This window comes from Lachnoanaerobaculum orale, assembly GCF_003862485.1.
Classification (GTDB): Bacteria; Bacillota; Clostridia; order Lachnospirales; family Lachnospiraceae; genus Lachnoanaerobaculum; species Lachnoanaerobaculum orale.
In genome coordinates this window covers 1-26,019 of the sequence record NZ_RRCM01000003.1, presented here as the reverse complement: position 1 = coordinate 26,019, position 26,019 = coordinate 1, and the positions used below count along the sequence as shown (strand labels likewise).

Below are 26,019 nucleotides of genomic sequence, written 5' to 3'. Positions count from 1 at the left end.
CCTCCTTATTTGAAATCCACTGTTTTTATCTCACATGATCCTAAGATCAATTCAATACCTGTTTTTAAATCCTTTACTTCCTTCATATGTAATAGTGAAAGAAGTATATTTCCGAGGGCTGAGCTCTCATAAGGTCCCGCCTTTAGAGCTACGCCCATTTTGTTTGCAATCATTGATGTAAGTACACTTGACTTGGCACCGCCACCGATGATATGTATTCTTTTAAAATTCTTATGTAAAATCTTTTCAATATCGGTTTTTACTTCGATATACTTATTTACCATGCTCTCATAAATAACCGCAAAGTAGTCAAAGTCATCCTCAGGAACCTTTTCTTTGTTATTTTCAACGAACTTATCAATCTCAGTCTTTACGTCGATACTTTCTTTTGCAAAGACCTCCGCATCCATATCTATAGTCGGAAGTTTCTTATCCAAGCCGTTTACATAAGCGCTTATTTCATCAAATGAAATCTTTCTTCCAAGCTTCTTTTCAAGCTGTGACTTATACTTTTCAAGCAGATAAAGTCCTGTGATATTCTTAAAGAACATCGGCTTTGAGTCAAATCCGAGCTCATTTGTCAGATTGTTCTCATATGCCTCATCGGTTATGATACATTCATCCACCGCACTGCCTATCAGCGACCATGTTCCGCAGCTTAAGAACATACTGTCTTCATCAAGGAAACTATCCGTCATAAGAAGTGCACTTGCAGTATCATGTGTACAAACAGGAATCACATCTATATTCAGACTCTTTAACACTTCTATCCTTGAATCTTTTGTATTTCCGACCACCTCTGTAGCCTTTACAATCTCAGGAACCAGACTCTTTTTAAGCTCAAGCTTTTCAAATATAGTATCTGAAACTTTTTTCTTACCCATATCGTAAAGCCCTGTAGTTGACCATATGGTTTCCTCTCCCACCTTCTTGCCTGTAAGCATATAGAAGATAAGATCCGGCATCATAAGCAGCTTGTCAGCCTTTTCGTATATATCAGGGTTGAGCTTTTTCAGAGTGAGAAGTTGAAATACGGTGTTTATAGTCATTATCTGATTACCGCTGTTTTTAAATATCTCAAGCTCACTTATCTTTGACTTTGCTTCTTCTCTTCCTATAGAGTATTTTTCATCTCTATAGGAGAAAGGAGTATCTATAAGCTCTCCGTCTTTGTCAATCATACCGAAGTCTACGCCCCATGTATCAATACCTATACAGGACACATCCTTATTCTCGATGATTGTATTTACTATCTTGTCCAAAATCGCATCGAAGTCCCAATATAACCTTCCGTTTTTGTTCTTTATACTGTGGGACATTCTCATAACTTCCTCAGTGATGAGCTTTCCGTCAGCAATATATCCAACAATACCTCTGATGGAAGTCGCACCCATATCGAAAGCCAATACCTTGTTCATACTTCACCAACTTTCAATAATAAAGTCGATAATACTTTAGAAAACTCACACCCCCGTGAAAATAAAATTTCAAGATCGCCGTAAACTATGCTTTGAAAGTTTGTTTCAATCATTTGTCAGTTATGGCCTCTTTATCAGGAAAATTTTTAAAATAATAATTTACTTTTCCTAAGTTTTGGTTCTACTTTCATTTTCCTAAGGTATTATCGAAAATGTTTTTCATTAACTAGAATATATCATATTTAATAATAAAAATATATATATGGATATATTCTTGAATACTTTTTTTTATTTTATGATATAATGTTCATATATGAACTTTTTTGTTCAAACCTATATATTGATTGCTACGCTCTTTAATACAATCAATATAAAAACATATTAAGAGGATTTTATGGATTCAAATGTAAGAAAAAAACAGATATTGGACGTACTTAATAAGTGCAACGGCATATCTACCATAGACAGTCTTTGCAGACGTGTCTATGCTTCACGCTCAACTGTCAGAAGAGATTTGATTGCACTTGAAGAAGAAGGCACTGTAAAGAGGTCTCACGGCTATGTCTCGGTCATTGTTAAGTCCGCCAATGAAAGCCCGATCGGAATGAGAAGAATAGAAAATCTTGACAAAAAGCAACTTATCGCAGGTAAGGCCGCACCGCTTTTAAAGGATGATATGGTCATCTTTCTTGACTCATCCTCCACAGTTTGCCAATTGGCTCCTATGTTGAAGTTGAGACAAAATATCACCATCATCACTAACGGAATAAATATTGCAAATGAGCTTTCAAATGCTCAGAACCTCAAATGCTTTCTTTGTCCGGGCGTATTAAAGCACAAGAGCCTTTCCATTGTAGGAGAGTTCGCGTCAAGCTTTATCAAAAACTTTAATGCCGAGCTTGCCTTCATGTCATGTAAGGCGATAAGCACCAAGGGAGTTTTTGAGGGAGACGACTCACAAGGACTTGTAAAAAAGAGTATGATAGAAAATGCCGATAAAACCGTGCTTTTATGTGACAATACTAAGGAAGAAGCGGTAGGATTTTTTAAGGTATCGGATTTTAATGATATTGACGTACTGGTTTCAAACGGCAATTTCTCCGAGGCACTTGATAAAATTCTGGAAAAGAATATAAAAAAGATAATATAATAAAAGGTCTGAATCAACATAACAAGATTACTTGTATATGATTCAGACCATTATTTTATTTGAAATAATTATTCCACCGGTTGCTTCCAAGATAAAGGATATGCAGATATCCTACAGCGGCACCTGCCGATTTATCACTAATATTTGTGGAAAGCTTTGCTTTTCCTCCAACATTGCGGACTTCATAGCGTTTCATACCTACATCGCTTTCATCCTGATCGTCGGAATCGCTGACGTATACGGCTTTCAAATTTCCGTTCAAATCATACTCCGCACCCCATAGAGTTACTATATGATTTCTTGAAAGTGCCTTATGAGATAATCCGACCAAACCGCCGTCTCCAAGTACTTCTTTAAGTTTTTCACTTAAATATTCATAGTCTCCGCCATCAGTACGGTCTGTAAGCTTCTCACCTTTAAATACATCATAGAAAAAACCTCCGTTATTATCAGGAACCAAATTATCATTTTCTATATTTGTTGCACCGCTAAGTCTAGGTCTGTACCCGTTTATAAACAGATCCATCAAAAGATCGGTATAAAAACCTCTCTCATTATAACCGTACAAAACCTTATAAAGTTCAAATATTTTGCTCTCTTCCTGACTTTCAAATGAATTCTTCAATTCCGACAGTCGTCTATTTGCACGGATTATATCCCCATTTTTTGCTATATAATTATCAACGTTCTCGCTGTTTTGATCAAACCACCAATGCAACATATTTGATGCCGTCGCAGCAAAACAAAGGTTTTTATCTATATCAATATTTCCGCCGCTTCTTGTCTTATTGACATCATACCATCCGTTTCCGCTTGAAAAAGGAGCCTTATAGATTACATAGGTATCAAAACCGCCCTGTGTAACTTCTTTTCTAAAGTCTCCGCCTGCTCCCATAACCGGAGCACTTATGCCCTTTGCCCAGATAACGGTTCTTATTTCACCTTCTTCATCGGTGTACTGAACAACATTGTTATTCTTTGCGGTAATAAGCGCTTCTTTTATATTTTCAGCCTTATCCTGTATATTTTCTTTTCTTTCCTGTTCGGTTTTCTTACTATCCTTGGTTTCCTTTATTATTTCTACATTGGAAGATGTGGCAGGCTTTATACGACTGTCGTCTGGTTTTATATTTTCAGGCTGACTTACATTATTCTCTACTTTATCCGACTCAGTATTTTTATTATTGTTTTCATCAGGCCATAGATTACCATCTTCGGAATTTTGTGATGTACTTTCCTTTATTTTAGTATTTGTATCATCTACTATATTTCCTGTTTTACTCTTATCGGCATTATCGCTTAGCTTACCCGGCAAAACACTTATATCCGGTATCTTGTTCCCATTTGAAACAGCCGAATCATCACTTTTTGGAAAACTTCCTATGTTACTGTTTTCCGACTCGTTTGATACTTTGCTCTCTTCCGTGATTTTGCCTTGACTTGTGTATCCGCTTACTTTCGGGCTTTCACTTTTTCCCGAGTCTGACGAACCGCCGGCTTTTACCGAGGACTCGCTTCCTCCCAAGTTTCCACCGGTATTTGATTCGCTATTTTCCAAGTTTCCGCTCTTACTTGAACCGCCCCCCGAGGTTCCGCCTTTTCCAGAACCTGAAAAACTTCCGCTTCTTCCCGAACCTCCGCCTTTTCCCGAACCTCCTGCAGACCCCGCTTTCTTTGCGGTATTTGATAAGCTGTGTGAAGCATTAACTGTACTTAATCCTTTACCGGCTTTATAATACGCCTTTCCGCTTTCATTTACCCATCTGCCTGCAGCATCGACTCTATACCCTTTGACGACAGTATTTGCATACATCTTTCCGAATGTAGCCTTGTCCGTTCCTTCAAAATAATAACAGTATCCGTCTATCCACTGCCATCCGAATAAAAGCACTCCCTCATTGGCAGTTTTACTGCTGTCCAAAAAATACCAATTATTGGAAGCATCCAAATACCATCCTGTTTTTAAACTTCCGTCTTCATTAAAGAAATACCAATTGTTATTTATCTGCTGCCAGGCCTTGAGCACCTTATCCTCTTTATAATATTTCCATTTGTTATTTTCAAGCTTCCAGCCGTCAACACCTGCATAAGCATTAAACGCCGTAAATATTGACATGCTAAGTCCAAAAAATATTGGAGCTACTTTAAATTTTCTCACCATGCCACCCTTTCATTCCTCAAAATTGCACAAAAAATCAGCCACACAAAAATGACTGAAATTTTGTAAGCAATTGTATTGTACTACATTTTATTTTAAATATCCATTATCATTTATATGATATAACATCCCAAATTTCTTTCGGTTCAAGTCCGAGTTTCCAGACCGCCACTCCTGCAAGGTCCGCCTCCTTGACAGCATCCATCTTAAGTTTCATAGACTTCTCATCTTCCATCCAAATATACTTGGTGGCACTGCCTACGCTTATCTGACCGACATACTGCCCTACAGTATCATCCCAAGTAAGATTTACATTATTTTCCTTAACCCAGTTTGATGCTCCTGTCATGCCTAAGGCGGTTGAACTTACCTTACCGTTTTCCTTAGTCCACACTCTGGTATATACAGGCACCGCATTGATAAGCTTCTCTTTCGGTACTTCCTTTAGGCTGTCTGTAATTGAATTTTTCACAAAATCTATGGAGGCACTGCTGCCTTCATCAGAGCCGCTGTAATGCTCATCGTAGCCCATGTTTATAACATAGTCCGCTACCTCTGCAAGCTCAGCCCTTTGGTAGAATGTATTGTATGATGCCGGAACCGGAACATCCACACTGAGTACCACCTTATTGTTCCTGCACGAAACCGAAAGCTCACGTATGAATTCTATAAAATGAGGAGCATTGTCCTGTGTCAAATATTCAAAATCTATGTTTATTCCGTCAAATCCGTATTTCTTGGTATCACTCATCAAATTTTCAATAAGTTTTTTCCTACTTGCTGAAGATGAGAGGATTTTCAATGTACTTATTTTATCGCTGAAATTGTCAATAAGCGGCCAAACCTTCAATCCCTTCTTATGTGCAGCATCCACATAATCCTTGCTTGCTATAGAAGTATAATTACCTTTATTATCAGACAGTTTAAACCATGTAGGAGATATGACATTCATTCCATTGGTATTATCAACTACCTTTGTAAAGTTTTTATTGGCTGCCGCAGCTGTAACCTGATGCCAACCGAGTACCACCTTCTCATCCATCGACATAGATGTGTACTCGGGCTTTACAAAACTGCTGACTCTGTTACCTTTATTTATATTTCTCAGATACTTTCTTTTTATATAGCCCATAACACCGCTTTCTGTAAGCACCTTATCCCACTTGCCTTTTTGCTCTACCACAGTTACCTTACTGTCTTTCTCAAGCTCGACATTTTCTATACTTGCGGAAAGCATACTTGCATCAACTCTAAGTGCCGACTTTGCTTTTACATTGCCCTCTTCATATTCACCGAAGTTATCATTTATATATATCTTCTTGATATCACCGTCTGTGAATATATCTGTCCAAATATCGGTATATGTCTTTACTGTCTCTATCGAAATATATGTCTTATTATCCCTTTCAAGAAGCAGCGGCTTGCCGTTCTTATCTTTATTTTCAAAATTTGCGTATACTATCTCTGTCGGCAGTGCATACGAAAGCAGCTTTTCATCGTCACTGTAATAAAACTTGTCATTAAGTATTGACCTTGTCCAATTCAAAGGTATATATACCACACCGTCCTTGTATACAGCCTTTGCCTTTTGCAGTGAGTAGTTGTATACAAGCGCAACCTCATCATCCTTTACCTGATAAATCTGTGCTTCGGAGATTTTCTCGCTTGAACCGACTATCTCTTCTATCTCTCTCGGCAAAAATATAATCCCCAGCACAGCGCATAGGACTATTACAATACCTATCAAAACCCTTTTCTTCACATTGCCTCCATATAATTCAAATATAAATAGTGTTCGTAACCAGTATACAATATAAATATGTATAAATGTTTAAAATTATAGTTATTTAAACATAATTATAATTGTACTTAAAAAACTGCCAAAACTTTTTATTGTTCTGGCAGTTATACTTACACGGCATTTCTCTTTTTGATTTGTTTTATCAATGTTCGGCTACCTAGTTCAGCCTTTCTGTGACACTTTTTCATTGATAAATCTTTTTGATATTTGATTTTTACATATACTTATAGACGGTCTTTAATAAAATATAGAAAACACCTGTATGTACCTTCTTTCTATCCACTAAAGCAGTGTGTGCTATGCAATCAGATGATATTCTTATTTTCATATGTATAAATCTTTTGGTTTCGGTTTGAATAATAATTAGAAATCTAAGATAAAATTGAATTTTTAGATATTACTTGTTACAACTTTTATATTGGGGACTTTGATGGCTAAACGATCATTTATAAAAGTTATCTATATGGCTCCTTTCTCCGTCTGTAAATACATTATAAATCCTAAAATATCCTTATGCAATCCTAAACCGTTGTTCGGTCGATATATGGCAAGATAGATTGTGCAAAATAAAAGAGCCGACAAAAGTCGACTCCATACTCTATTTCTCACTCCTAAACCACTTTTTTCCCTAAAAGGCTCTCGCTTCTTTTCCGAAAATAAATGAACTTTTTGGTTCAAGAGCTAACATAAGTAAATTTCCCAAAACAGCTACCGCAAGCACCTCACCTATTCCGACTGTAAGCATCAAATACGGTATCAAATCAGGTAAACCGTAAGCATACTTCAGTACAAAAGGAATAATAATTGCATTTGCAAGTATCGGCGGCACACATACAAGCCACTTTGAAACACTTCTAAGTCTGTAGCTTACTATCGCGCCTATCAGTGTAGCCAATGTTCCGAATATAATATCGGGAAGTGCGGCTCCGGCAAGTATATTTGCCAAAAGGCATCCTATACTTACTCCCGGCACTGCAGCCACTGTAAAGAAAGGCAAAATGCAAAGTGCCTCTGAGATTCTGAACTGGATTGCACCGAAGCTTATAGGTGCAAATGCAAGTGTAAGCACCACATATACTGCTGCTATGACTGCACCCTGTGCCATCATCTTGGTTGTAATATTTTTCATATCTTCTCCTTTAGTTTTGTTTTAGGTGAGGAAGGTTTCGAACTCACCAAGTACGCTAGATACTTTACGGTATTTTAAAGAATAAATCAAGTGTTTTTAAAGTATAATCGTGTTTTATATAAGCCGTATATGATAAAGTCCTAATATACCCCAAACGAAAATGTCCTGTTTATGATAGAATAGTGCTTTATACATTTTATTAAACAGGAGGAACAGACTTATCAGAAAGGTAGTTTTATCAATGAATGAGCAAAAGAAATACGAAGTTATCAAAGGGTTGGCTGACCACCCTGATACCGCTAACAAGAACAGAGCCGCTATGGTACTGGGATGCACCAGGAGGCATATAAATCGTATGTTACAGGGATATATAAAAAGTGGCAAGAAATTCTTTCTACACGGTAACAAAGGCAAAAAGCCGGCCACTACAATCTCCCATGATATTCGTAGACAAGTCATAGACCTTTACAGAACTAAATACTATGATGCAAACTTTGAGCACTATACAGAGCTTCTGAAAAAGAATGAGGGCATATGTATCTCACATTCATCTGTAATGAATATCTTGGAGTCTGAATATATTCTTTCTCCAAAGGCCACCAAAGCTAAACGTAGACGTATTAAGCAAAAGCTGAAAGCTAAAAAAGAAACAGCAAAGACAAAGAAGGAGCTGACATCTATACAGGCCAACCTGGTAGCAATTGATGATGCCCACAGCCGTCGTCCAAGATGTGCTTATTTCGGTGAACTACAACAAATGGACGCAACCCCATATGAATGGGTACCGGGACAAATATGGCATCTACATTTAGCTATTGATGATGCTTCAGGTGTTGTTACAGGTGCCTGGTTTGACACTCAGGAAACTCTTAACGGCTACTACCATGTATTCAATCAGATACTTACTGATTACGGTATTCCTTATAAGTTTCTTACAGATAGAAGAACTGTATTTACTTACAAGAAAAAAGGTGCCTCATCTGATGATAAAGACACCTATACACAGTTCGCTTATGCCTGCAAGCAGCTTGGTGTAGAACTTGAATCAAGTAGTGTACCTCAAGCTAAAGGACGCATAGAACGTTTGAATCAAACCTTACAGTCACGCCTGCCGGTTGAATTCAGAATCGCAGGCGTAACCGATATCAATAAAGCCAATGAATTCCTTCACTCCTACATAAAAGAATTCAATGAGAAGTTTGCACTTCCACTTTATGGTATCAAATCTGTATTTGAAACGCAACCGTCTAAGGAAAAAATAAATCTTACTTTAGCGGTTCTGACAGAAAGAACTGTTGATGCAGGACATGCGATTCAATTTGAGAAAAAGTTTTATAAGATGATAGATCATAAGGGAGCGCAGATCCATTATCGAAAAGGAACAAAAGTTATGCTTATCAAGGCTTTTGATAGGTCTTTGTTTGCGTGCGTTAATGACAAAGATATTCATGTGCTGGAGGAAATACCAACACATGAGCGTAAGTCTAAAGACCTGGACGCTGATTACAAAAAGCCAAAACCTAGAAAACCTTATATTCCACCAATGAATCATCCTTGGAGAAGAAGTGCCTTTAAAAAATTTGTCCACTCACAACCACACAGAATTGAACAAGATTTAAAAAGTGCATGATAAAAAGCCCCGTTTGTGGGGCTTATAAAATAATTATTTTAGGACATAATCATTTATGCTTGACAGTGTTTTTAAAGTATAATCGTGTTTTATACTATAAACATGCCTTATAGATTTCAACTATGTCCTCATTTGTAAGTGCAACAAAAGCATCTTTTAAATATCCGTCCACATTTGCATGAGCCGCCATAGCTTCAAAATACTTGTCGTCAATGCCAAGCTCTGTAAGAGTCATAGGAATACCTGTTTCTTTAAAGTAATTTTCCAGTGCATCTATTCCTGCAAACGCCAGCGCTCTCTCATCATCACCGCTAAGCCCCATTACATTCTTTGCAAACTTTACAAATCTCTCTGTAGCAGTTACATCCTTATTAAGGATATGACGCATCCACCTGATTGTAAGTATAGCAAGACCTACTCCATGAGTAATATCATAATATGCGGAGAGCTCATGTTCCATCGCATGACAAGGCCATCCTGTTTCCTGCTTACCGTACCCCGGAATTCCCGAGCAGGCTACGGAGGCGTCCGCCATCAAATTGGCTCTTGCAGAGTAGTTTGTAGGATCTTTAAGTGCAATCTTGCAGTTTTTCATTACTGACTTAAGAACCGTTTCCGCTATACCGTCCGAGAGGTCGCTGTCCATAGTCCTTGAAAAGTAACATTCAAATATGTGGCTCATTATATCCGCACTGCCTGCCGCGGTCTGATACTTTGATACGCTGAAAGTATATGTAGGGTCACATATGCTGACTGAAGGATATGTGTATACAGCACCAAGCTTTTCATTAGTATCCATATTTGTGATTACACCGCCTGCATCAAACTCCGAACCTGTTGCACTGAGTGTAAGAATATCCACAAGCGGGAGAGCCTTTGCAAGATGCCAACTTGTCTTTACCATCTCCCATAAATCCTTACCTTCATAGTAGCGTCCCACTGCAATAGCCTTTGCGCAGTCGATGGTGCTTCCGCCTCCTACAGCCAAGACTACATTGATATCATGCTCCTTACAAAGCCTTACGCCTCGCTCTACAGTGGTAATTCTGGGATTCGGATCGACGCCGTCACATTCTGTGATATTGAAATTATTCTCTTTTAAAATCTTTATCACTTCATCATAAAGACCTATTTTCTTGATTGATCCGCCACCGTATACCAACAGTACATTTTTACCGAATCTCTCCAATGAGCTTGCCAATTTCTTTATCTGTCCCTCACCGAAATACAACTTGGTCGGGATATCATGTTTAAAGTTCAGCATACACTACCTCTTTTCAAAATTTTATTATTCTTATTTTAGAACAATCTTCAGTACATCTTCAACCCTTTTTACAGGAATAATCTCAAGTTCATCCAAGACTTCCTTAGCCACTTCCTTAAGATCATCCTCGTTTTCTTCAGGGATGAATACCTTCTTTATTCCGGCTCTGGCTGCCGCCATAAGTTTTTCAGGCAATCCGCCTATAGGCATTACATTGCCGCGAAGTGACACTTCACCGGTCATGGCATACTCAGGAGATACAGGAATATTGTTTATAAGTGATGCAAGTGCCGTAGTCATTGTGATACCTGCACTCGGTCCGTCCTTCGGTACGGCACCTGCAGGCACATGGATATGAATATCGTTTTTCTCAAAGATTTCAGACTTTTCAGGGTACATAGACTTCACAAGGCTTAGTGCAATATCCACACTCTCCTTCATTACATCTCCCAGCTGACCTGTTACCTTTATATTACCCTTTCCCTTTGTAAGCATTGTCTCGATAAAGAGTATTTCACCGCCTACTGCAGTCCAAGCCAAACCTGTTACTACACCTGCCTGCTTTTTCTCCAAAATACTCTCATGCTTTATAGGTCTTTGGTCAAGGTAATCGCTCAGATCCTCAGGCTTTACATCAAGCACCTCTTTATTATTTCTTACAAGCTCTACGGCAGCATATCTGCAAAGTGAGCTTATCTGCTTTTTCAGTCCGCGCACACCGGCTTCCATAGTATAGCCGTTTATCAGTGCTTTTATCGTGTCGTCTTCTATTATGAGATTCTCATCACTTATACCGGCCTTTTTCTTCGCCTTAGGAATCAGATGATCCTTTGCTATAGAAAATTTCTCAAGCGCGGTATATCCTGTAAATCTGATAACCTCCATTCTGTCAAGCAGAGGTCCGGGTATTGTATCAAGTGAATTGGCGGTACATACAAACAGTACATCCGAAAGATCGTAAGGTACATTCATATAGTGGTCGGTAAAAGTATTGTTTTGCTCAGGATCAAGCACCTCAAGTAATGCGCTTGCAGGGTCACCGTTATAGGATGACGCAAGCTTATCAATCTCATCAAGTACCATTACAGGATTTGATGTGCCCGCCTTTTTCATACCGTCCATTATTCTGCCCGGCATTGCTCCTATATAAGTCCTTCTGTGTCCTCTTATATCGGCCTCATCTCTTATACCGCCCAAAGAAATACGCACATACTCTCTTCCGAGAGCCTCCGCGATACTCTTTCCGATACTTGTCTTTCCTGTACCTGGAGCACCTACAAACAAAAGTATCGAACCGCTTTGACTTTTATTAAGCGACATCACAGCCAGCTGCTCTATAATTCTTTTCTTTACTTTTTTCAGACCGTAGTGCTCTCTGTCCAGAACCTCCATAGCCTTATCAAGCTCTATTTCCTTCGGTTCTTCCTTCTTCCACTGCAGTGAAGTTACAAAGTCAAGATAGTTGTAAAGCAGTCCGTACTCATGGCTGTCCTTTCCCTCCTGCTTCATACGATTCAATACATTGTCGGCTTCCTTCCTTGCAATCTCGTTCATGCCTGAGTTTTCTATCTTTTCCTCAAACTTTCTGACCTCCGAGACATTCTCAGGGTGCATATCGTCCAAGGCCTTTTGTAAGAAACTTATCTGCTTTTTGATTGCATCCTCTCTGTACGCCTTCTCATGAATCTCTTTTTGTGCCTGCTTTGCCTCTTCGCTTACCTCATTGATTGCCATAAACTCTCTGGCATACTTTGCTATAAGCTCGGCTCTTGCCTTCGTGGAATCCTCCGCAAGTACGGCATACTTTTCTTCAGGAGTTATATTCATAAAAGGTGACAATCCTACCATCAGCTCATTCATGTTTTTCCATGCAAGTACATAGCCTCTTGCCATAAGTCCCCACTGAAACTTAGTCACATAGTTTAAAAGCTCGTCTCTAAGATCTATAAGCATTGTATTGGCACTTTGCGGGTCCAAGTCATCTATCTCAGGCCTTTGAACTCCCACAACATTTTGGGTTTCAAAGTCTATATATTCAACATTTATCCTGTTAAACGCCTCCAAATTGGCACCGCCTTCATCATCTACAGACAACACCTGACCTGCCACCGCTATAGGATAAACATCCTCCATAGTGATATCTCTATCCTTTGACTCTTTTAAGTAAAGAAATGTTACTTTTTCGCCAACAGATATCTTATCCACTCCCGCTTCCTGCAAATAATCTTTTCTGAAATATATTTTTGAACCCGGTAAAACTACCGTATTATATGTTGGTATTAAAATCATACATCCTCCTTTGTTAGCACTTATAATAAAAGAGTGCTAAAGAATATTTATAAAAAAGAGGTTGTAACACCGGATCGTTTACAACCTCTCCATTTATACATTGTGATTATATCACTGGCACTCATATTCGTCAAGTGATAAATAGATTTTGTAAAATTTAATAAACATAATAGCTTTACTCCAGCTTTAACTTGACTATTTTCCTGTATTTAGTGTATACTTCTTATAGCCAAAGGAAATAAGTTCCATATGGACACAACGAAAGCCCCGGGAGGTTCGAGCTCCCGGGGCTTTCTTCTTGTTTTAAGTACAAGCAAACTCTAGGCTAATTGTCGCTATCATTTCTGTCCAGCCATTTGCAAATATAGTAGCCAACTATACTTGCTATTCTACAAACCTTTAATCGCCTTTGCCAAGCTGTCAAGTGCCATCTTCAAATATTCTCTCGTACAGGCGATATTGAACCTCTCAAATCCTTCTCCGTCTACTCCGAACATTGCTCCCGAGTCTATCCAAAGCTTTGCCTTATTTACTATCAAGTCTTCTCTTTGCTTTTCACTAAGCCCAAGTTTTCTGAAATCCACCCAGACAAGATATGTTCCCTCAGGTTCTATTAAGCTGAGCTCTCCAATATTTTCTTTCAGGTAATCTCTAAAGAATATCAGATTGTCCTTTATATAGGCTCTCACCTCATCAAGCCACTCTTTACCGGACTCATATGCGGCTCTTGCAGCTGCAAGTCCCATAGTGTTTAACTGTGAATATCCCGATTTTACTATCTCATTTCTGAAAGCGTCACGAAGCTTCTTATTTCCTATAAAGATATTTGAAACCTGAAGCCCCGCTATATTAAAGCTCTTGCTTGGTGCCGTTGCAATCACCGAGTTGGCGGCATAACTTTCTCCAAGTGAAGCAAATACATGATGCTTATTCGGTTCATACACAAAATCCGCATGAATCTCGTCACTGAAAATCACCACATCATGCTTTATACAGATATCTCCGATTCTTTTAAGCTCTTCTACACTCCACACCCTTCCCACAGGATTGTGAGGAGAACAAAGTATAAACAGCTTCACATTATTTTCCACTATTTTTTTCTCAAAGTCCTCAAAATCAATCTCATATCTGCCGTCTTTTAACACCAACGGAGAATTGACAAGCTTTCTGTTATTAGCAATTATCATCTCACTGAACGGGTAGTAAACGGGCTGCTGTATAATAACGGCTTCACCTTCTTTGGTAAATGCCTTTACCGCCATTGCTATTGCATATACGACACCCGGAGTCTTTACAAGGCTTCCCTTCTTTATCTCCCAGTCAAAGTTGTCTCTAAACCAATTTTTTACTATATCAAAATAGTCCGACTTCACCTCGGTATAACCGTATATTCCGTGGTTTACCTGAGCCTGCAAGGCATCTGTAATAGGCTTTGCCACCTGAAAGTCCATATCCGCAACCCAAAGTGAAAGTTCGTCACCGTTTTTTCCCCTCTCCTTTGCAAAGTCGAACTTCAAACAGTTTGTTCCGTGCCTATCTATAATTTTATCAAAATCATACATAAAATATTCCTCTAAGCCAACGCTCTCTCCAAATCTCTTATCAGGTCATCGGCATTTTCTATTCCTACCGAAAGTCTAAGGAATTTGTCGGTGATTCCAAGTCTCTCTCTTACTTCCACAGGTACATCCGCGTGAGTCTGTATCATCGGGAATGTAATCAAAGACTCCACACCGCCAAGGCTCTCCGCATACTTTATTATTTCTATCTTTTCAAACGCATCAAGTGCGGTCTTTGCGGTATCTGTAGTAAATGCGATCATTCCGCCGAAGCCTCTTGACTGAGCCTTGTTTATCTCATATCCCGGATGGTCCGAAAGTCCGACATAGTATACATTTGTAATCTTTTTATGATTTTTCAAAAATTCCGCTATCTTTAATGCGTTCTCCTGTACCCTGTCCATTCTCACCGCCAGAGTCTTAAGACCTCTAAGCACCAAAAAGCTGTCAAAAGGTGAAAGACTCGGTCCTACAGTCTTATACATAAATCTTATCTTTTCAGCAATATCGGCATTTGCACTGCATACAAAACCGGCCAGAGTATCATTATGACCTGCAATATACTTTGTACCGCTGTGAATAACTATATCCGCACCGAGTTTTAGAGGGTTTTGGAAATAAGGACTTAAAAATGTATTGTCTACTATAAGTAAAAGACCGTGTTCCTTTGCAATCTCTGCCATCTCCTTTATATCTGTGACAAGCATTGTAGGGTTACTTGGAGTCTCTATAAATATTGCCTTGGTATTTTCATTTATAGCATTAAGTACATTCTCTTTTTTGGTTGTATCCACATATGTGAATGTCCTGCCGCGCTCTATTCCGAGAGTATTAAAGAGTCTTGTACTTCCTCCATATATATCTTCCTGTGATATGATATTGTCACCTGCATTAAAAAGTTCCAATACCAATAAGCAGGCAGCCATTCCTGTGGATGTCGCGACCGTATCATAAGCACCTTCAAGTGCGGATATGCTCTCCTCAAGCTCCGTTCTTGTAGGGTTTGACTGACGTGAGTAATCATAACCTGTACTCTCTCCTACTCCCGGATGTGAAAAAGTTGCCGTCTGAAAAATAGGTATTGTCATCGCTCCGTATGCATGAGCAATTTTATCTTCATTCGGACTGTGTACGCATAATGTTTCAATATTCATAATTCACCTGACTTTTCTAATACTATCTGTTAAAATGTTATACCTTATATACATAAGCTATAACCGTCATCAATAAGCAGTATTTTACAAGTTCTGTATTCTCTGGTCAATAAGATGTTTTCTTGCCCTGGTTATAAATAAAAGCTATACCTGATACTTGTTCTTATAGGCAAGTATGGCAGCCACAGTCTTTGAATCCTTTATTTCTCCCTTGTAGATAAGCTCCAACAAATCGTCAAGTTCCCACTCTTCAATATCAATACTCTCATCCTCATCAAGGTCCTGTTCGCCCTTTTTGAGATTTTTGGCTACAAATATATCTATCTCCTCATCTCCGAACGCGACCATTGTATCAATCCTTATGAGAAACTCAAGTTCATCAGGTGAATCCACTCTGTAGCCTGTCTCTTCCCTAAGTTCTCTAAAAGCACAAATTCTTCTCGGTTCATCCTTTGCATCCACCTTACCTGCCGGAAGTTCAAGTGTATATCTGTCAAGTGCGTTTCTGTACTGACGCACAAGTAAAATCTTACCGTTATCAAGTATCGGAACTACCGCAGCCGCACCGTTGTGCTGTATATAGTCCCACACAGCCCTCTTGCCGTCAATTACCACATAATCCTTATATACCTTTACTATTGTTCCCTCATATGCAAGCTCTCTGCTCTCTCTTTTTATTGCTCCCATGCTTTCTCCTTACCTGACTTTACAATCTCAGCCACATTGTTTAAAAACTCAATTATATTCTCAATCCCTTCATTTGAATAATCAAAATAATGGTCTTTTTTCTTATCATCCTCTGTATGGTCAAAACTAAAGGGCTCAGGCCACACTGTCAGTTTCAGCTTGGCCTCGCCCCTCTTATCCTTCGGTGTGAAATTAACTTTTTCAAGCGGGTCTCTGCCCAATCTGAATCTCAACCCGTCCAGACTTCCTGTGAAATATTGGCCATAATCATAATATCCTATATTTAACAAGTCACCTTTTTTTAACATATAAACATTTCTCTCAAATCTTTGACACTCTTTACAATATAATTTGCCTCCGCAAACTCATCAAGTCCGCCATAGCCGTAGAGTACTCCGATACTCTTTAAACCGGCGCTCTTTGCACCTACTATATCATGGCTCTTGTCTCCCACCATTATAGCATAAGTCTTGTCCATTATTTTGTTTGTTTCAAGCACATACTCAATTACTGCAGTCTTTGTGGCTCTCTTTGTATTAAAATCTCCGTCTGAACCACCAACAAATGTAAAGTATTTGTCCAGTCCGAAATGCTCTATAACTCTTCTTGCCTCTCTTTCAGGCTTTGAAGTCGCCACATAAAGCTTATACTCTTTTGACAGACTATCAAGCATCTCTTCTATCCCCTCATAAAGCTCACATTCAAATATTCCGACACTTTTATAATACTTATGAAAAACACAAAGCGCCTCTTCATATTGCTTCAGACTGAATCCGTAAAAGTTTGTATAGCTTTCCACCATAGGAGGTCCGACAAACTTTTTCAAATCCTCAAGCTTTTCATTGATGCCGAAATGCTCCAAGGACTTTTGTACTCCCTTTGTGATACCGAGGTCCGATTTCACTATAGTTCCGTCCAAATCAAATAAAATATGTTTTTGCTTCATCACTGCTCCTTAACTACAGGTTGCTTCAGTTTCAGGCAGACCTTTTCTATTCTTGCATGGTCCATCTTCTTTACAGTAAGTACAATATTGTCGAAATTGATTATTTCACCCTCTACAGGTAATCTTCCAAGCTTCTCCATTATAAGTCCGCCTATAGACTCGTATTCCTCTGAAGAAAGGCTAAGTCCTATTCTGTCGTTGATATCGTCAAGATTTGTGGAACCGTCTATCAGATATTCCAAATCTGAAACCTTGGTTATGCCCTCATCCTCATCGGCATCAAACTCATCCCTTATCTCACCGACTATCTCTTCAAGCATATCCTCCAAAGTGATAAGACCTGCCGTTATACCGTATTCATCAAGCACTATTACTATGTTTGCGCCTGTCTTTCTCATATCCATCATCAGTGCGGAGGTCTTTTTGTACTCATAGGTATAAAGCGGCTCTCTTAAAAGCTCCTTCATAATGAAGTTTTCCTTGTCTTCTATAAGAAGAAAATCCTTTACATTCAATATTCCTATGACATTATCCGGAGTCTCCTCATATACCGGTATTCTTGTATACCTTTCCTCTCTGAACACCTGCAGTATCTCCTCATAGCTTGACTTTTCATCAACCATCACCATATCCACTCTCGGCACCATGATATCTCCGGCTACGGTATCACCGAAGTCCACCACATTTACAATCATCTTCTTCTCTTCGTTTTCAATGACTCCCTCTTCGTGGCTGTACTCCACCATCGCCCTGAGTTCTTCCTCAGTTACAGCATTATTATCATCACCGTTTTTATTAAATATGGAGATAACAAACTTTGCAACGGTATTTACAATAAAGATTACCGGAGTCAATAAAGTAACCAAAAATGAAATTACCCCGATATAGGAAAGCGCCATATTCTCCGCATTCTTTGATGCCACATTCTTTGGAGTAATCTCACCGAATACAAGTATGAGAAATGTCAATATACCTGTTGCAATACCCACAAGCTTGCTTCCGAATATCTTCAATGTAAGTGCTGTTGAGATTGAAGACGCTGTAAGGTTTACTATATTGTTTCCTATCAGTATGGCGGAAAGCATCTTATCTGTATTCTCCGTAACCTTAAGTACCTTCGCGGCTCTCTTGTTTCCGTTCTCAGCCAGATTTCTCATTCTCAACTTATTTGAAGTCATAAGGGCTGTTTCAGCAGATGAAAAAAATGCTGAAGCAGACAACAATATAATCACTATTACTAACTGTATTATGTCACTCGTTTCCAAAATTACTCCTATATTATTCTTCAGTAGCTTTAGTATCTACCGGTATTTCTTTTATCTTTTTCTTTGTTCCGAAAGGCATCATCAAGCTTCCAACCAGTATAAAAATATCTCCCAAATTGAATATCACCTTATCAAGACCTTTCACCTTGATACGAATATAGTCAACCACATATCCGCGGGTAAATCTGTCAAATATATTGCTCAACGCACCTGCAATAATAAGACATAGTGACAGCTTCTTTATCTTATTTCCCTTTTTAGGAAGTAAGAATGAAAGAAAACCTACAAGTACCGATGTAATAAGCACAGGAACATACTTCACCGCTTTTTGATTTTCCTTCATATTACCGAAAGGAAATCCGTTGTTGTGAAATTTATCTATTTCTATCTTCTTTGCAAATGTCCTCGGCAAATCCTTATCATCAAATGAACCCACCGCATACTTTAGTATAAGGTCAAGACAGGACAGTATCGGTATCAAAATAACAGACATAACCCCTCCTATGCATTCCTGAATACTATGTTCGGAGCGCCCTTATGTTCCAAATAATCTCTTGTAATTATAACCCTGCCGATATTCTTATCCTTAGGTATTTCATACATTATATCAAGCATAAACTCTTCTATAATAGAGCGAAGCGCCCTTGCTCCGGTATCCTTTTTCATAGCTTGCTGTGCAATATAGTCCATTGCGTCATCATCAAATACAAGCTCCACTTCATCAAGCTCCAAGAGCCTTTTGTACTGCTTTAAGATAGCATTCTTAGGCTCGGTAAGTATCTTTTTGAATGCCTCTTTATCAAGCTTTGAAAGCGTACATACCACAGGAAGTCTGCCTATAAACTCCGGAATCATGCCGAACTTTCTGATATCCTCATTAGTCACCTTGGAGTAGAGGTCCGCTTCATTATCATACTTATCCTTAAGATCTGAATTAAAGCCTACACTTATATTCTTTTGTAATCTTTCCTTTATAATATCGTCAAGTGCCGGGAATGCACCTCCACAGATAAATAGTATATTATCGGTATTTACAGTCTCCATAGGCGCAAGGACATTTTTTTGATTGGTACCTACAGGTACCTCCACCTTGCTGCCTTCAAGAAGCTTTAAAAGTTCCTGTTGTACACTCTCTCCGCTTACATCTCTGGTATTGGTATTTTTCTTTTTTGCAATCTTATCTATCTCATCTATGAATACTATACCGCACTCCGCTCTCTCCACATCATTGCCTGCAGAAAGCAAAAGCTTTGATATTACGCTTTCTATATCATCTCCGATATATCCCGCCTCTGTAAGTGATGTCGCATCAGCTATTGCAAGCGGTACATTGAGAAGTTTTGCAAGTGTCTTTACAAGGTATGTCTTTCCGCTTCCTGTAGGTCCTATCATAAGGATATTTGACTTTTCAATCTTTGTCCCCTCCTTGTCCTTGTCAAGGAATATCCTCTTATAGTGATTATAAACAGCAACCGAAATGACCTTCTTTGCCTGCTCCTGCCCTATAACATATTCATCAAGCATCTCTTTTATCTTATGTGGAGCAGGTACATCCTTCATTGTAAACAGAGGCTCTGTCCTCTTTTCATCTCTTTTCTTTACTCTGGCTCTTTCAGGTATCGGATTTACATTCATATTCGGGATATTTAAGCTGCCAAGATCAATATTTTTGATATCATCCATATTCATCTTCCCCGAAAGCTTACTTATATCCATGCTCTGCATTGAATTGAATGTCTTTTGTATACAGTCGGGACAGATATCTATTCCGCCGGGCATTGATATCATAGTTCCTGTCTTGGACTCAGGCCTCCTGCACATATAACATATTTTTTCATATTTATTATCATCTTTTTTATTGTCTTCCATATTTCCATTCCTATTTTTAAAACAGTTTTATGTCATTCTACCACAAATAAAAAAAATGTGCCATATAGGTACAATGGCACAACTTGCTGTTTCCAAGCCTGTTATGGCTGTAGCTTCTTGCTTTTACCGAATTCTAATTGAGTTTATCTGCTCTTACCGCTTATAAAATCTTTTATTCTTTTTATCAAAATCTTTATTACAAGTATCGTATCAAATATTGAACATATTCCTACATATATATTTAAAAATTTTCTAAAAATATTTATATCACCTAGGAAATAAAGAACCCAGACCACAATAAAAAGTATGCTTTCACTTATAATTATGATATATACCAGCCAATATAATTTTTCATTCCTATTCCATAAGAAAAACAATTTTTCAGTATACTTATTAAGTTTTATCTTTTTTTCATGTTTTTCTATTTCTCTCTTATCTACTGCAAAGCAAAAAATATACTGCATTATATAACATAAAAATGTAGTCAAAATTACAATAGTTAAACTTGGCATTCTTGTCTCCTCCCAAGATAGTCTTAAGCCCATCTTTTCCATAGCCTATCTGTTTTTCATATTCTTTAAAACCTATCCTGTTTCCAAGCCCGTCATAGCTGTAGCTTCTTGCTTTTCCTGATTTTGAGTAACTTAAGCTTCCTCTCTACCAATCAATTCCATAAAACCTATCTCCTTTCTCCCACCTATTTAAATTCACTTTGTTCCCGGTTTTAGTATCCACTATAAAGAAATTCATCCTATAGTAATCACTCCAGAAAAATGGAATATCCCCAACTGTGTAAAATAGATATCTTCCATCCGATGACAGCTTAAGGTATAACATATGTTGCCAAATCAAATATTGACTACTAATATAATTATTTTTATCTGTTTCTAGGTTATACATATAGATTTTAGGTTCACTATAATACACAATCTTAGTCATATCATCCGACATATCAATAAAAGCATTTTCATCAGTACCATCAACTAACACAATCTCATCATCTTTATCAATTGTCTTTTTTATAATAATTCCTGTTTCAGTTTTATTTTCTACAAATGGCTTCTCTGTTTCCAAAAATAAAGTTTCCGGTTCTTTTTTTAGAAAGTAGTTATGTCCTGTAGAATCTGTATTATTTAATATTCGTATATTCCACTTTCCTTCTTCTTCTCTTATATAGCAAATGACTGTTGAATAGTAACCCCAAAAAAATGTATATCCATCTTTATAGTATTTTGGCATACGAAGTTGCGTAACTCCGGGACCATCATATTCAATTTCTTTCAGGTTAACCTCTTTAACACATTTATTTAAATCTTTAAGGGATATAATTGGCCTCAATGTATAATCTTCCATATCAAGTTCTGCCAACCCCTGAAATCTGTCTTCCCATATCACACCTATAATCTTTTCATAATCATCACTATAAGACAATTCCTGAAATATATAGTCTGAAATTCGTTCATATTTTCTATTCTTGATATTATATTTAAAGGTTCCTCTGTCTCCATTTTTAAACCGCACTGAAAATACTATTGGTGGCTGATCTACTATTCCTTTTACCATCTGATAGCCGACATATCCCTTATACATATAAAACATACACAAAATGCCTATTAAAATAGCACATGCTTTTATTATCGTCCTTCTCATAACATTTTCTCCTAATCAGATGTAATGCATCTCTTATTACCTGAGACAAAATAAAGTTGAGGATGTAATCTATTCCAAATATCATATAAATCACCATATTGTGCATTTACATACTTAACTTTTCTTCCTATGTTCATCTGCCTAACATTATAGTCATATATCCAATTCGGTGCTACACGATCTCCCGTTTCCAAGATTATTCCTCCTGCCTGAATCCACCTTCTTGCATTTTGATCACAATTATTTGTTAATAATTTATAATCATTTTCATCAATCCCTATTCCATTGGTTTTTAAGATAGTATCCCTTGCTGCATCTGCCATTGCTTTTCCGGATTCATCTGTTATTGGAAAATATATTGCTCTATTGTACTTGTCGCCTTCTTTACCTTCTCTGGTGTTAACATTAAATTCATAATTTTCTTTTTTCTTGTTTAATATTTCTTTTAAATCTATACCATACGCATAATTTACATTAGCATCATTATATCCCCTAAAAATAGTTAAAGGACTATGAATATCACCCACAAAACTATATAAATCTCCTGTATCGTCACTTCTAAGCAGCATCATTGCAGCATGTCCAAAGCCATTAGCACCTGATTCGATATTTAAATAAAATACTCCCACATAAGGTGAACCATTTTCATTTTGTAAAATGTCATCCTCAGCATGTTCCCTTGCAGTTTTTCCGTTATAATCAATTAATGCCAATGGATTCCCAAAACAATACCCATACTGATTCAGGCTAAATGGCTGCTCTATATTTCCCTTTATCCAATCTTCTCCTGCAAACCTGCCTACTCCTGCCATATACTCTCTTGCCTGTGCAAAGTAGGTATCAGCTACCTTATCATATCTGTAGCCTGTATAACCGAATGGCTGCAAATGTCCCTGTGTGCAATAGGTGTCTTCTCCGAATTCGTCATATCCGTATATAGTTTGACTTTCTTCTCCATGCTCAAGAAGGCGAATTGTACTTCCAAGTTCATCCTGTAGATATGTAAACTCTTTTTCTCCTTCTTCCATATATGCAACATTAAAGTCCCATACATAGCTTTGTATTGACTGTCTGCCTCTTTTTCCGGTTTTTCTTTGTAAAAGATTGTGATATGCCCTTGTTCTGTCAAGGATATAGTTCTCTTCATATGACGGTGTCAGCTCTGACAAGTTTGCTCCCAAGATATTCTTAAGCCCGTCTTCTCCATAGCCTATCTGCTTTTCATATTCTTTAAAGCCTATCCTGTTTCCAAGCCCGTCATAGCTGTAGCTTCTTGCTTTTCCTGATTTTGAGTAACTTAAGCCAAGCCTACCTGTAATATCATATTCGTAGGCTCTTACTCTCTTTCCTCTATCGCTTATGCCGATAAGATTTCCTCTTTTATCGTATTCGTATGTCTTATTTTCCTGCAATCCTCCCTCTTTTATAAGTCTGTCAAGAGCATCATAAGTATATCTTATCTCTAAATCATTAGACCTTTTTAGTGATTCCCTGTTTCCATAGGCATCATAGGTATACTTGCTTACAAGTCTGTCTCCTCTTTTTACTTCTATAAGTCTGTTCAGAGCATCATAACCGTAATAAAAGGTAGCTGAATCATTCCATAGTTTATGTATGATCTTTTCTTTATTATCATTTTCCTTTATTCCCTTCGGGTTTACATCCCTGTGTCTTACAATCTTTGTTTTATTCCCTAAAAGGTCATAATCATAGGCATACTCTTCAAGCTTTACATTATTCTTTAAATGAGAAAGTTTGCTTAAAAGTCCTCTTTCATTATATTCATAGATACTGCTTACATCCTCAGACATATCTTTTCTGATAAGTCTTCCTTCTTTGTCATAAGTATAATCTACACTTTTATTTCCTGATGTAAGGCTTGTCAGCCTTAAATATTTATCGTATTCATATGATACACTACTTCCGTCAGAATATTCTGTCTTTAATCTCTCACCATACTTTCCGTACCTATAACTTACTTCATCTCCGCCATAATCCACTACCTTTGTGGTTCTGCCAAACTTATCACCTTCTATATTTATAGTACCAAGTGCATCCTTTACCTGACTTAACTCTCTTAAGCTGTTGTAGGTGTACTCCACACTTTTTCCGTCATTATATATAATACTTTTGATATCTCCGGCTTCCGTGTAGGAATAGGCGGTATTATAACCTTCTCTGTCTTTCTTTTTGGTCAATCTTCCTAAAAGTTTATAGGAAAGTACGAAAATATAATGAAAACCCACGTCAATTCAAATATTCTTAAATGCTCTACTTCACCTTCATATTTGATGTCCAAAAATACAGTGGTTTTCCATTCTTATCTACTATGATATATGCCCTTTTATTACCATGTAATGAATATATGTTACTTCTATACCACCCCTTTTCACTAATATAATATGAGTAGGTTTCCCAACTTTCTTTATCTAAGTAATCTCGTTCATCACTTGTATTTTTTAAATAATTCATAACGTATTTGTACGCCAAATCATCTACTGTATCATATCTAACATGCTGTATTCCACTATAGCCAAACTTACATAATGTACTGTCTTTAACAAAGGCATCTTTTACAATAGGTTCGTCACTTAGCACCTCAAAAGAAATTATATAATGTGAATTTTTTAAATATTCATATTCAAACTCCATATTTTCTTTCATATTCCCAATATTTGGTGCAACGTAGTAATGTGTATTTCCTATTACAACCGCATTAACACCTCTTTCATATGAATACATTTTATCTACAATACCTATAGATTTTATTACTGACATTTCTTTCAAATCTTTTTTTAAATCAGCTGTCCGTTTTAAGTGCTTTATCATCGGCATAATAATTGATAGACATATAATAGCAGAAATACCTATAGAAAATAAAAAGGACATTGTCAACCTGATTTTCTTTATATATTCTCTTTCTTTCAATTTTTGTCTTCTAACCACACAAATACATGCCACTATTATCAATGCAATAACTACAACAATATCACAAAAAAAAATTTGTATTTAATATACTATTTCTCTCAATTAAAAAATTTATATTTTCTTTCATTATAAAACACCTACAAAAAATATTATAGCCTTACTTAATATACCTGTGTACAATAAGGATTACTTTTTTGCGGAACATCTCCTGTATCATGGAAATAACTACCATGAATCCAATCTTGAGTATCTGACACATAATAAGTTTTGCTATATCCCAAACTCATCTGAAACTTTGAAATAGCTAACTTCGAAACAGATGTAACCTTTTCTCCTGTTCTTGCACTAACTCCGGTTGCTGTAATTTTTCCACCTTTTAATATATTATATGTATATAGTGCATCGAATTCTCCTTTAAAATCTACAGGTTCATAAACATTACGTACAACCCCAAGTGATATAGTCGTATCAACTACCGGAATTCCATAGCTAATATTAGCTGCAAATCCCCCATAATCATAAATACAATACTTATCTTTATCAAACAATACCCATACTGATTCAATGAAGTGGGATAACTTATCTCTCCTTTTATCCAGTCCTCTCCTGCAAACCTGCCAACTCCCGGCACATACTCTCTTGCCTGTGCAAAGTATGTGTCAGCTACATTATCATATCTGTAACCGGTATACCCGAATGGCTGAAAATGTCCCTGTGTGCCATAGGTATCCTCTTCATATTCTTTAAAACCTATCCTGTTTCCAAGCCCGTCATAGCTATAGCTTCTTGCTTTTCCTAAATTTGAGTAACTTAAGCCAAGCCTACCTGTGATATCATATTCGTAGGCTCTTATTTTTTTCCTCTATCTGTTATGCTGATAAGATTTCCTCTTTTATCGTATTCGTATGCCCAATTTTCCAAAATACCATAGGCATACTTCTCAAACTTTACACCTTCCTTTAAATTGCAAAGTCCGATTAATAGTACTCTTTTATTATATCAATAGATATTACATACCTCATTGAAATATACTATCTATACTACATTATCCTTAGGTTTATCTACTCTTACCACTTATAAAATCTTTTATTCTTTTTTTTAGAATTATTATACCAAGAATAA

At 37.4% G+C, this 26,019-nt stretch carries 21 protein-coding genes; 2 read left to right on the top strand and 19 right to left on the bottom strand.

The features are described 5' to 3' along the window. Window positions 1–5 precede the first annotated feature (5 nt). On the bottom strand, window positions 6–1,418 hold the full coding sequence (locus EHW90_RS11935) for a rhamnulokinase (protein ID WP_060931625.1): 1,413 nt from the start codon (window positions 1,416–1,418) through the stop codon (window positions 6–8). A 394-nt stretch (window positions 1,419–1,812) separates the two neighbouring features. On the opposite strand from EHW90_RS11935, the gene EHW90_RS11930 reads away from it, so the two are divergent. Further along, window positions 1,813–2,568 carry a DeoR/GlpR family DNA-binding transcription regulator gene (locus EHW90_RS11930; protein WP_124952949.1) on the top strand — a complete coding sequence of 252 codons (756 nt, stop codon included), beginning with the start codon at window positions 1,813–1,815 and terminating at the stop codon, window positions 2,566–2,568. 55 nt (window positions 2,569–2,623) lie between these two features. Here EHW90_RS11930 and EHW90_RS11925 read toward each other — a convergent pair whose 3' ends face one another. The 3 genes from EHW90_RS11925 to EHW90_RS11915 form a co-directional block, all read right to left on the bottom strand. After that, entirely contained in the window at window positions 2,624–4,684 is a 2,061-nt protein-coding gene (locus tag EHW90_RS11925; protein WP_124953018.1) for an IdeS/Mac family cysteine endopeptidase, read from the bottom strand. Window positions 4,685–4,835: 151 nt separating this feature from the next. Beyond that, entirely contained in the window at window positions 4,836–6,488 is a 1,653-nt protein-coding gene (locus EHW90_RS11920) for a glycosyl hydrolase family 18 protein (RefSeq protein WP_124952948.1), read from the bottom strand. Between the two features lie 667 nt (window positions 6,489–7,155). Beyond that, on the bottom strand, window positions 7,156–7,656 hold the full coding sequence (locus EHW90_RS11915; protein WP_124952947.1) for a QueT transporter family protein: 501 nt from the start codon (window positions 7,654–7,656) through the stop codon (window positions 7,156–7,158). Between the two features lie 241 nt (window positions 7,657–7,897). Here EHW90_RS11915 and EHW90_RS11910 point away from each other — a divergent pair, with 241 nt between their 5' ends. Continuing rightward, window positions 7,898–9,286 (top strand): ISNCY family transposase, encoded by a 1,389-nt coding sequence (locus EHW90_RS11910; protein ID WP_124952946.1) that lies wholly within the window; start codon window positions 7,898–7,900, stop codon window positions 9,284–9,286. A 94-nt stretch (window positions 9,287–9,380) separates the two neighbouring features. Here EHW90_RS11910 and EHW90_RS11905 read toward each other — a convergent pair whose 3' ends face one another. From EHW90_RS11905 to EHW90_RS13305, 15 genes are all read right to left on the bottom strand, one after another. Then, window positions 9,381–10,550: an iron-containing alcohol dehydrogenase gene (locus EHW90_RS11905; RefSeq protein WP_124952945.1), complete on the bottom strand. Its 1,170-nt coding sequence runs from the start codon at window positions 10,548–10,550 to the stop codon at window positions 9,381–9,383. A 30-nt stretch (window positions 10,551–10,580) separates the two neighbouring features. Further along, window positions 10,581–12,839, bottom strand: a complete 2,259-nt coding sequence (gene lon / locus EHW90_RS11900) for an endopeptidase La (protein ID WP_124952944.1) — start codon at window positions 12,837–12,839, stop codon at window positions 10,581–10,583. A gap of 389 nt (window positions 12,840–13,228) precedes the next feature. Further along, the gene (locus tag EHW90_RS11895) at window positions 13,229–14,401 is read right to left on the bottom strand and encodes a MalY/PatB family protein (RefSeq protein ID WP_124952943.1); all 1,173 of its coding nucleotides are present in this window, start codon (window positions 14,399–14,401) and stop codon (window positions 13,229–13,231) included. An 11-nt stretch (window positions 14,402–14,412) separates the two neighbouring features. Further along, window positions 14,413–15,552 (bottom strand): trans-sulfuration enzyme family protein, encoded by a 1,140-nt coding sequence (locus EHW90_RS11890; RefSeq protein WP_124952942.1) that lies wholly within the window; start codon window positions 15,550–15,552, stop codon window positions 14,413–14,415. Between the two features lie 144 nt (window positions 15,553–15,696). Next, entirely contained in the window at window positions 15,697–16,239 is a 543-nt protein-coding gene (locus EHW90_RS11885) for an NUDIX domain-containing protein (RefSeq protein WP_124952941.1), read from the bottom strand. Beyond that, window positions 16,227–16,547 (bottom strand): hypothetical protein, encoded by a 321-nt coding sequence (locus EHW90_RS11880; RefSeq protein ID WP_124952940.1) that lies wholly within the window; start codon window positions 16,545–16,547, stop codon window positions 16,227–16,229. The genes EHW90_RS11885 and EHW90_RS11880 overlap by 13 nt, the downstream gene beginning before the upstream one ends. Beyond that, complete coding sequence (locus EHW90_RS11875) at window positions 16,541–17,185, bottom strand: HAD-IA family hydrolase (RefSeq protein WP_124952939.1); 645 nt, start codon at window positions 17,183–17,185, stop codon at window positions 16,541–16,543. Before EHW90_RS11875 ends, EHW90_RS11880 begins: the two co-directional genes overlap by 7 nt. Next, window positions 17,185–18,450 carry an HlyC/CorC family transporter gene (locus tag EHW90_RS11870; RefSeq protein ID WP_124952938.1) on the bottom strand — a complete coding sequence of 422 codons (1,266 nt, stop codon included), beginning with the start codon at window positions 18,448–18,450 and terminating at the stop codon, window positions 17,185–17,187. The genes EHW90_RS11875 and EHW90_RS11870 overlap by 1 nt, the downstream gene beginning before the upstream one ends. Before the next feature lie 13 nt (window positions 18,451–18,463). Then, complete coding sequence (gene lspA, locus EHW90_RS11865; RefSeq protein WP_124952937.1) at window positions 18,464–18,943, bottom strand: signal peptidase II; 480 nt, start codon at window positions 18,941–18,943, stop codon at window positions 18,464–18,466. Window positions 18,944–18,951: 8 nt separating this feature from the next. Further along, a complete protein-coding gene (gene clpX, locus EHW90_RS11860) occupies window positions 18,952–20,319 on the bottom strand; it encodes an ATP-dependent Clp protease ATP-binding subunit ClpX (RefSeq protein WP_124952936.1) in 1,368 nt (455 codons plus the stop codon). 143 nt (window positions 20,320–20,462) lie between these two features. Then, complete coding sequence (locus EHW90_RS11855) at window positions 20,463–20,831, bottom strand: hypothetical protein (protein WP_124952935.1); 369 nt, start codon at window positions 20,829–20,831, stop codon at window positions 20,463–20,465. Window positions 20,832–20,976: 145 nt separating this feature from the next. Continuing rightward, window positions 20,977–21,969: a hypothetical protein gene (locus EHW90_RS11850; RefSeq protein ID WP_009444883.1), complete on the bottom strand. Its 993-nt coding sequence runs from the start codon at window positions 21,967–21,969 to the stop codon at window positions 20,977–20,979. 11 nt (window positions 21,970–21,980) lie between these two features. Continuing rightward, window positions 21,981–24,167 (bottom strand): RHS repeat-associated core domain-containing protein, encoded by a 2,187-nt coding sequence (locus EHW90_RS11845; RefSeq protein WP_243114007.1) that lies wholly within the window; start codon window positions 24,165–24,167, stop codon window positions 21,981–21,983. Window positions 24,168–24,240: 73 nt separating this feature from the next. After that, entirely contained in the window at window positions 24,241–24,897 is a 657-nt protein-coding gene (locus EHW90_RS11840) for a hypothetical protein (protein WP_243114005.1), read from the bottom strand. A 161-nt stretch (window positions 24,898–25,058) separates the two neighbouring features. Then, window positions 25,059–25,445 (bottom strand): hypothetical protein, encoded by a 387-nt coding sequence (locus EHW90_RS13305; RefSeq protein WP_124952933.1) that lies wholly within the window; start codon window positions 25,443–25,445, stop codon window positions 25,059–25,061. Between the last annotated feature and the right edge of the window lie 574 nt (window positions 25,446–26,019).

Excerpts from the sequence above, each read along its gene's own strand:
- EHW90_RS11885 (WP_124952941.1), bottom strand. The coding sequence starts at position 16,239 with ATGGGAGCAATAAAAAGAGAGAGCAGAGAGCTTGCATATGAGGGAACA.
- EHW90_RS11925 (WP_124953018.1), bottom strand. The coding sequence starts at position 4,684 with ATGTCAATATTTACGGCGTTTAATGCTTATGCAGGTGTTGACGGCTGG.
- EHW90_RS11905 (WP_124952945.1), bottom strand. The coding sequence starts at position 10,550 with ATGCTGAACTTTAAACATGATATCCCGACCAAGTTGTATTTCGGTGAG.
- EHW90_RS11935 (WP_060931625.1), bottom strand. The coding sequence starts at position 1,418 with ATGAACAAGGTATTGGCTTTCGATATGGGTGCGACTTCCATCAGAGGT.
- EHW90_RS11850 (WP_009444883.1), bottom strand. The coding sequence starts at position 21,969 with ATGAGAAGGACGATAATAAAAGCATGTGCTATTTTAATAGGCATTTTG.
- EHW90_RS11875 (WP_124952939.1), bottom strand. The coding sequence starts at position 17,185 with ATGAAGCAAAAACATATTTTATTTGATTTGGACGGAACTATAGTGAAA.
- lspA (WP_124952937.1), bottom strand. The coding sequence starts at position 18,943 with ATGTCTGTTATTTTGATACCGATACTGTCCTGTCTTGACCTTATACTA.
- EHW90_RS11895 (WP_124952943.1), bottom strand. The coding sequence starts at position 14,401 with ATGTATGATTTTGATAAAATTATAGATAGGCACGGAACAAACTGTTTG.
- clpX (WP_124952936.1), bottom strand. The coding sequence starts at position 20,319 with ATGGAAGACAATAAAAAAGATGATAATAAATATGAAAAAATATGTTAT.
- lon (WP_124952944.1), bottom strand. The coding sequence starts at position 12,839 with ATGATTTTAATACCAACATATAATACGGTAGTTTTACCGGGTTCAAAA.
- EHW90_RS11890 (WP_124952942.1), bottom strand. The coding sequence starts at position 15,552 with ATGAATATTGAAACATTATGCGTACACAGTCCGAATGAAGATAAAATT.
- EHW90_RS11915 (WP_124952947.1), bottom strand. The coding sequence starts at position 7,656 with ATGAAAAATATTACAACCAAGATGATGGCACAGGGTGCAGTCATAGCA.
- EHW90_RS11930 (WP_124952949.1), top strand. The coding sequence starts at position 1,813 with ATGGATTCAAATGTAAGAAAAAAACAGATATTGGACGTACTTAATAAG.
- EHW90_RS11880 (WP_124952940.1), bottom strand. The coding sequence starts at position 16,547 with ATGTTAAAAAAAGGTGACTTGTTAAATATAGGATATTATGATTATGGC.
- EHW90_RS11855 (WP_124952935.1), bottom strand. The coding sequence starts at position 20,831 with ATGCCAAGTTTAACTATTGTAATTTTGACTACATTTTTATGTTATATA.
- EHW90_RS11910 (WP_124952946.1), top strand. The coding sequence starts at position 7,898 with ATGAATGAGCAAAAGAAATACGAAGTTATCAAAGGGTTGGCTGACCAC.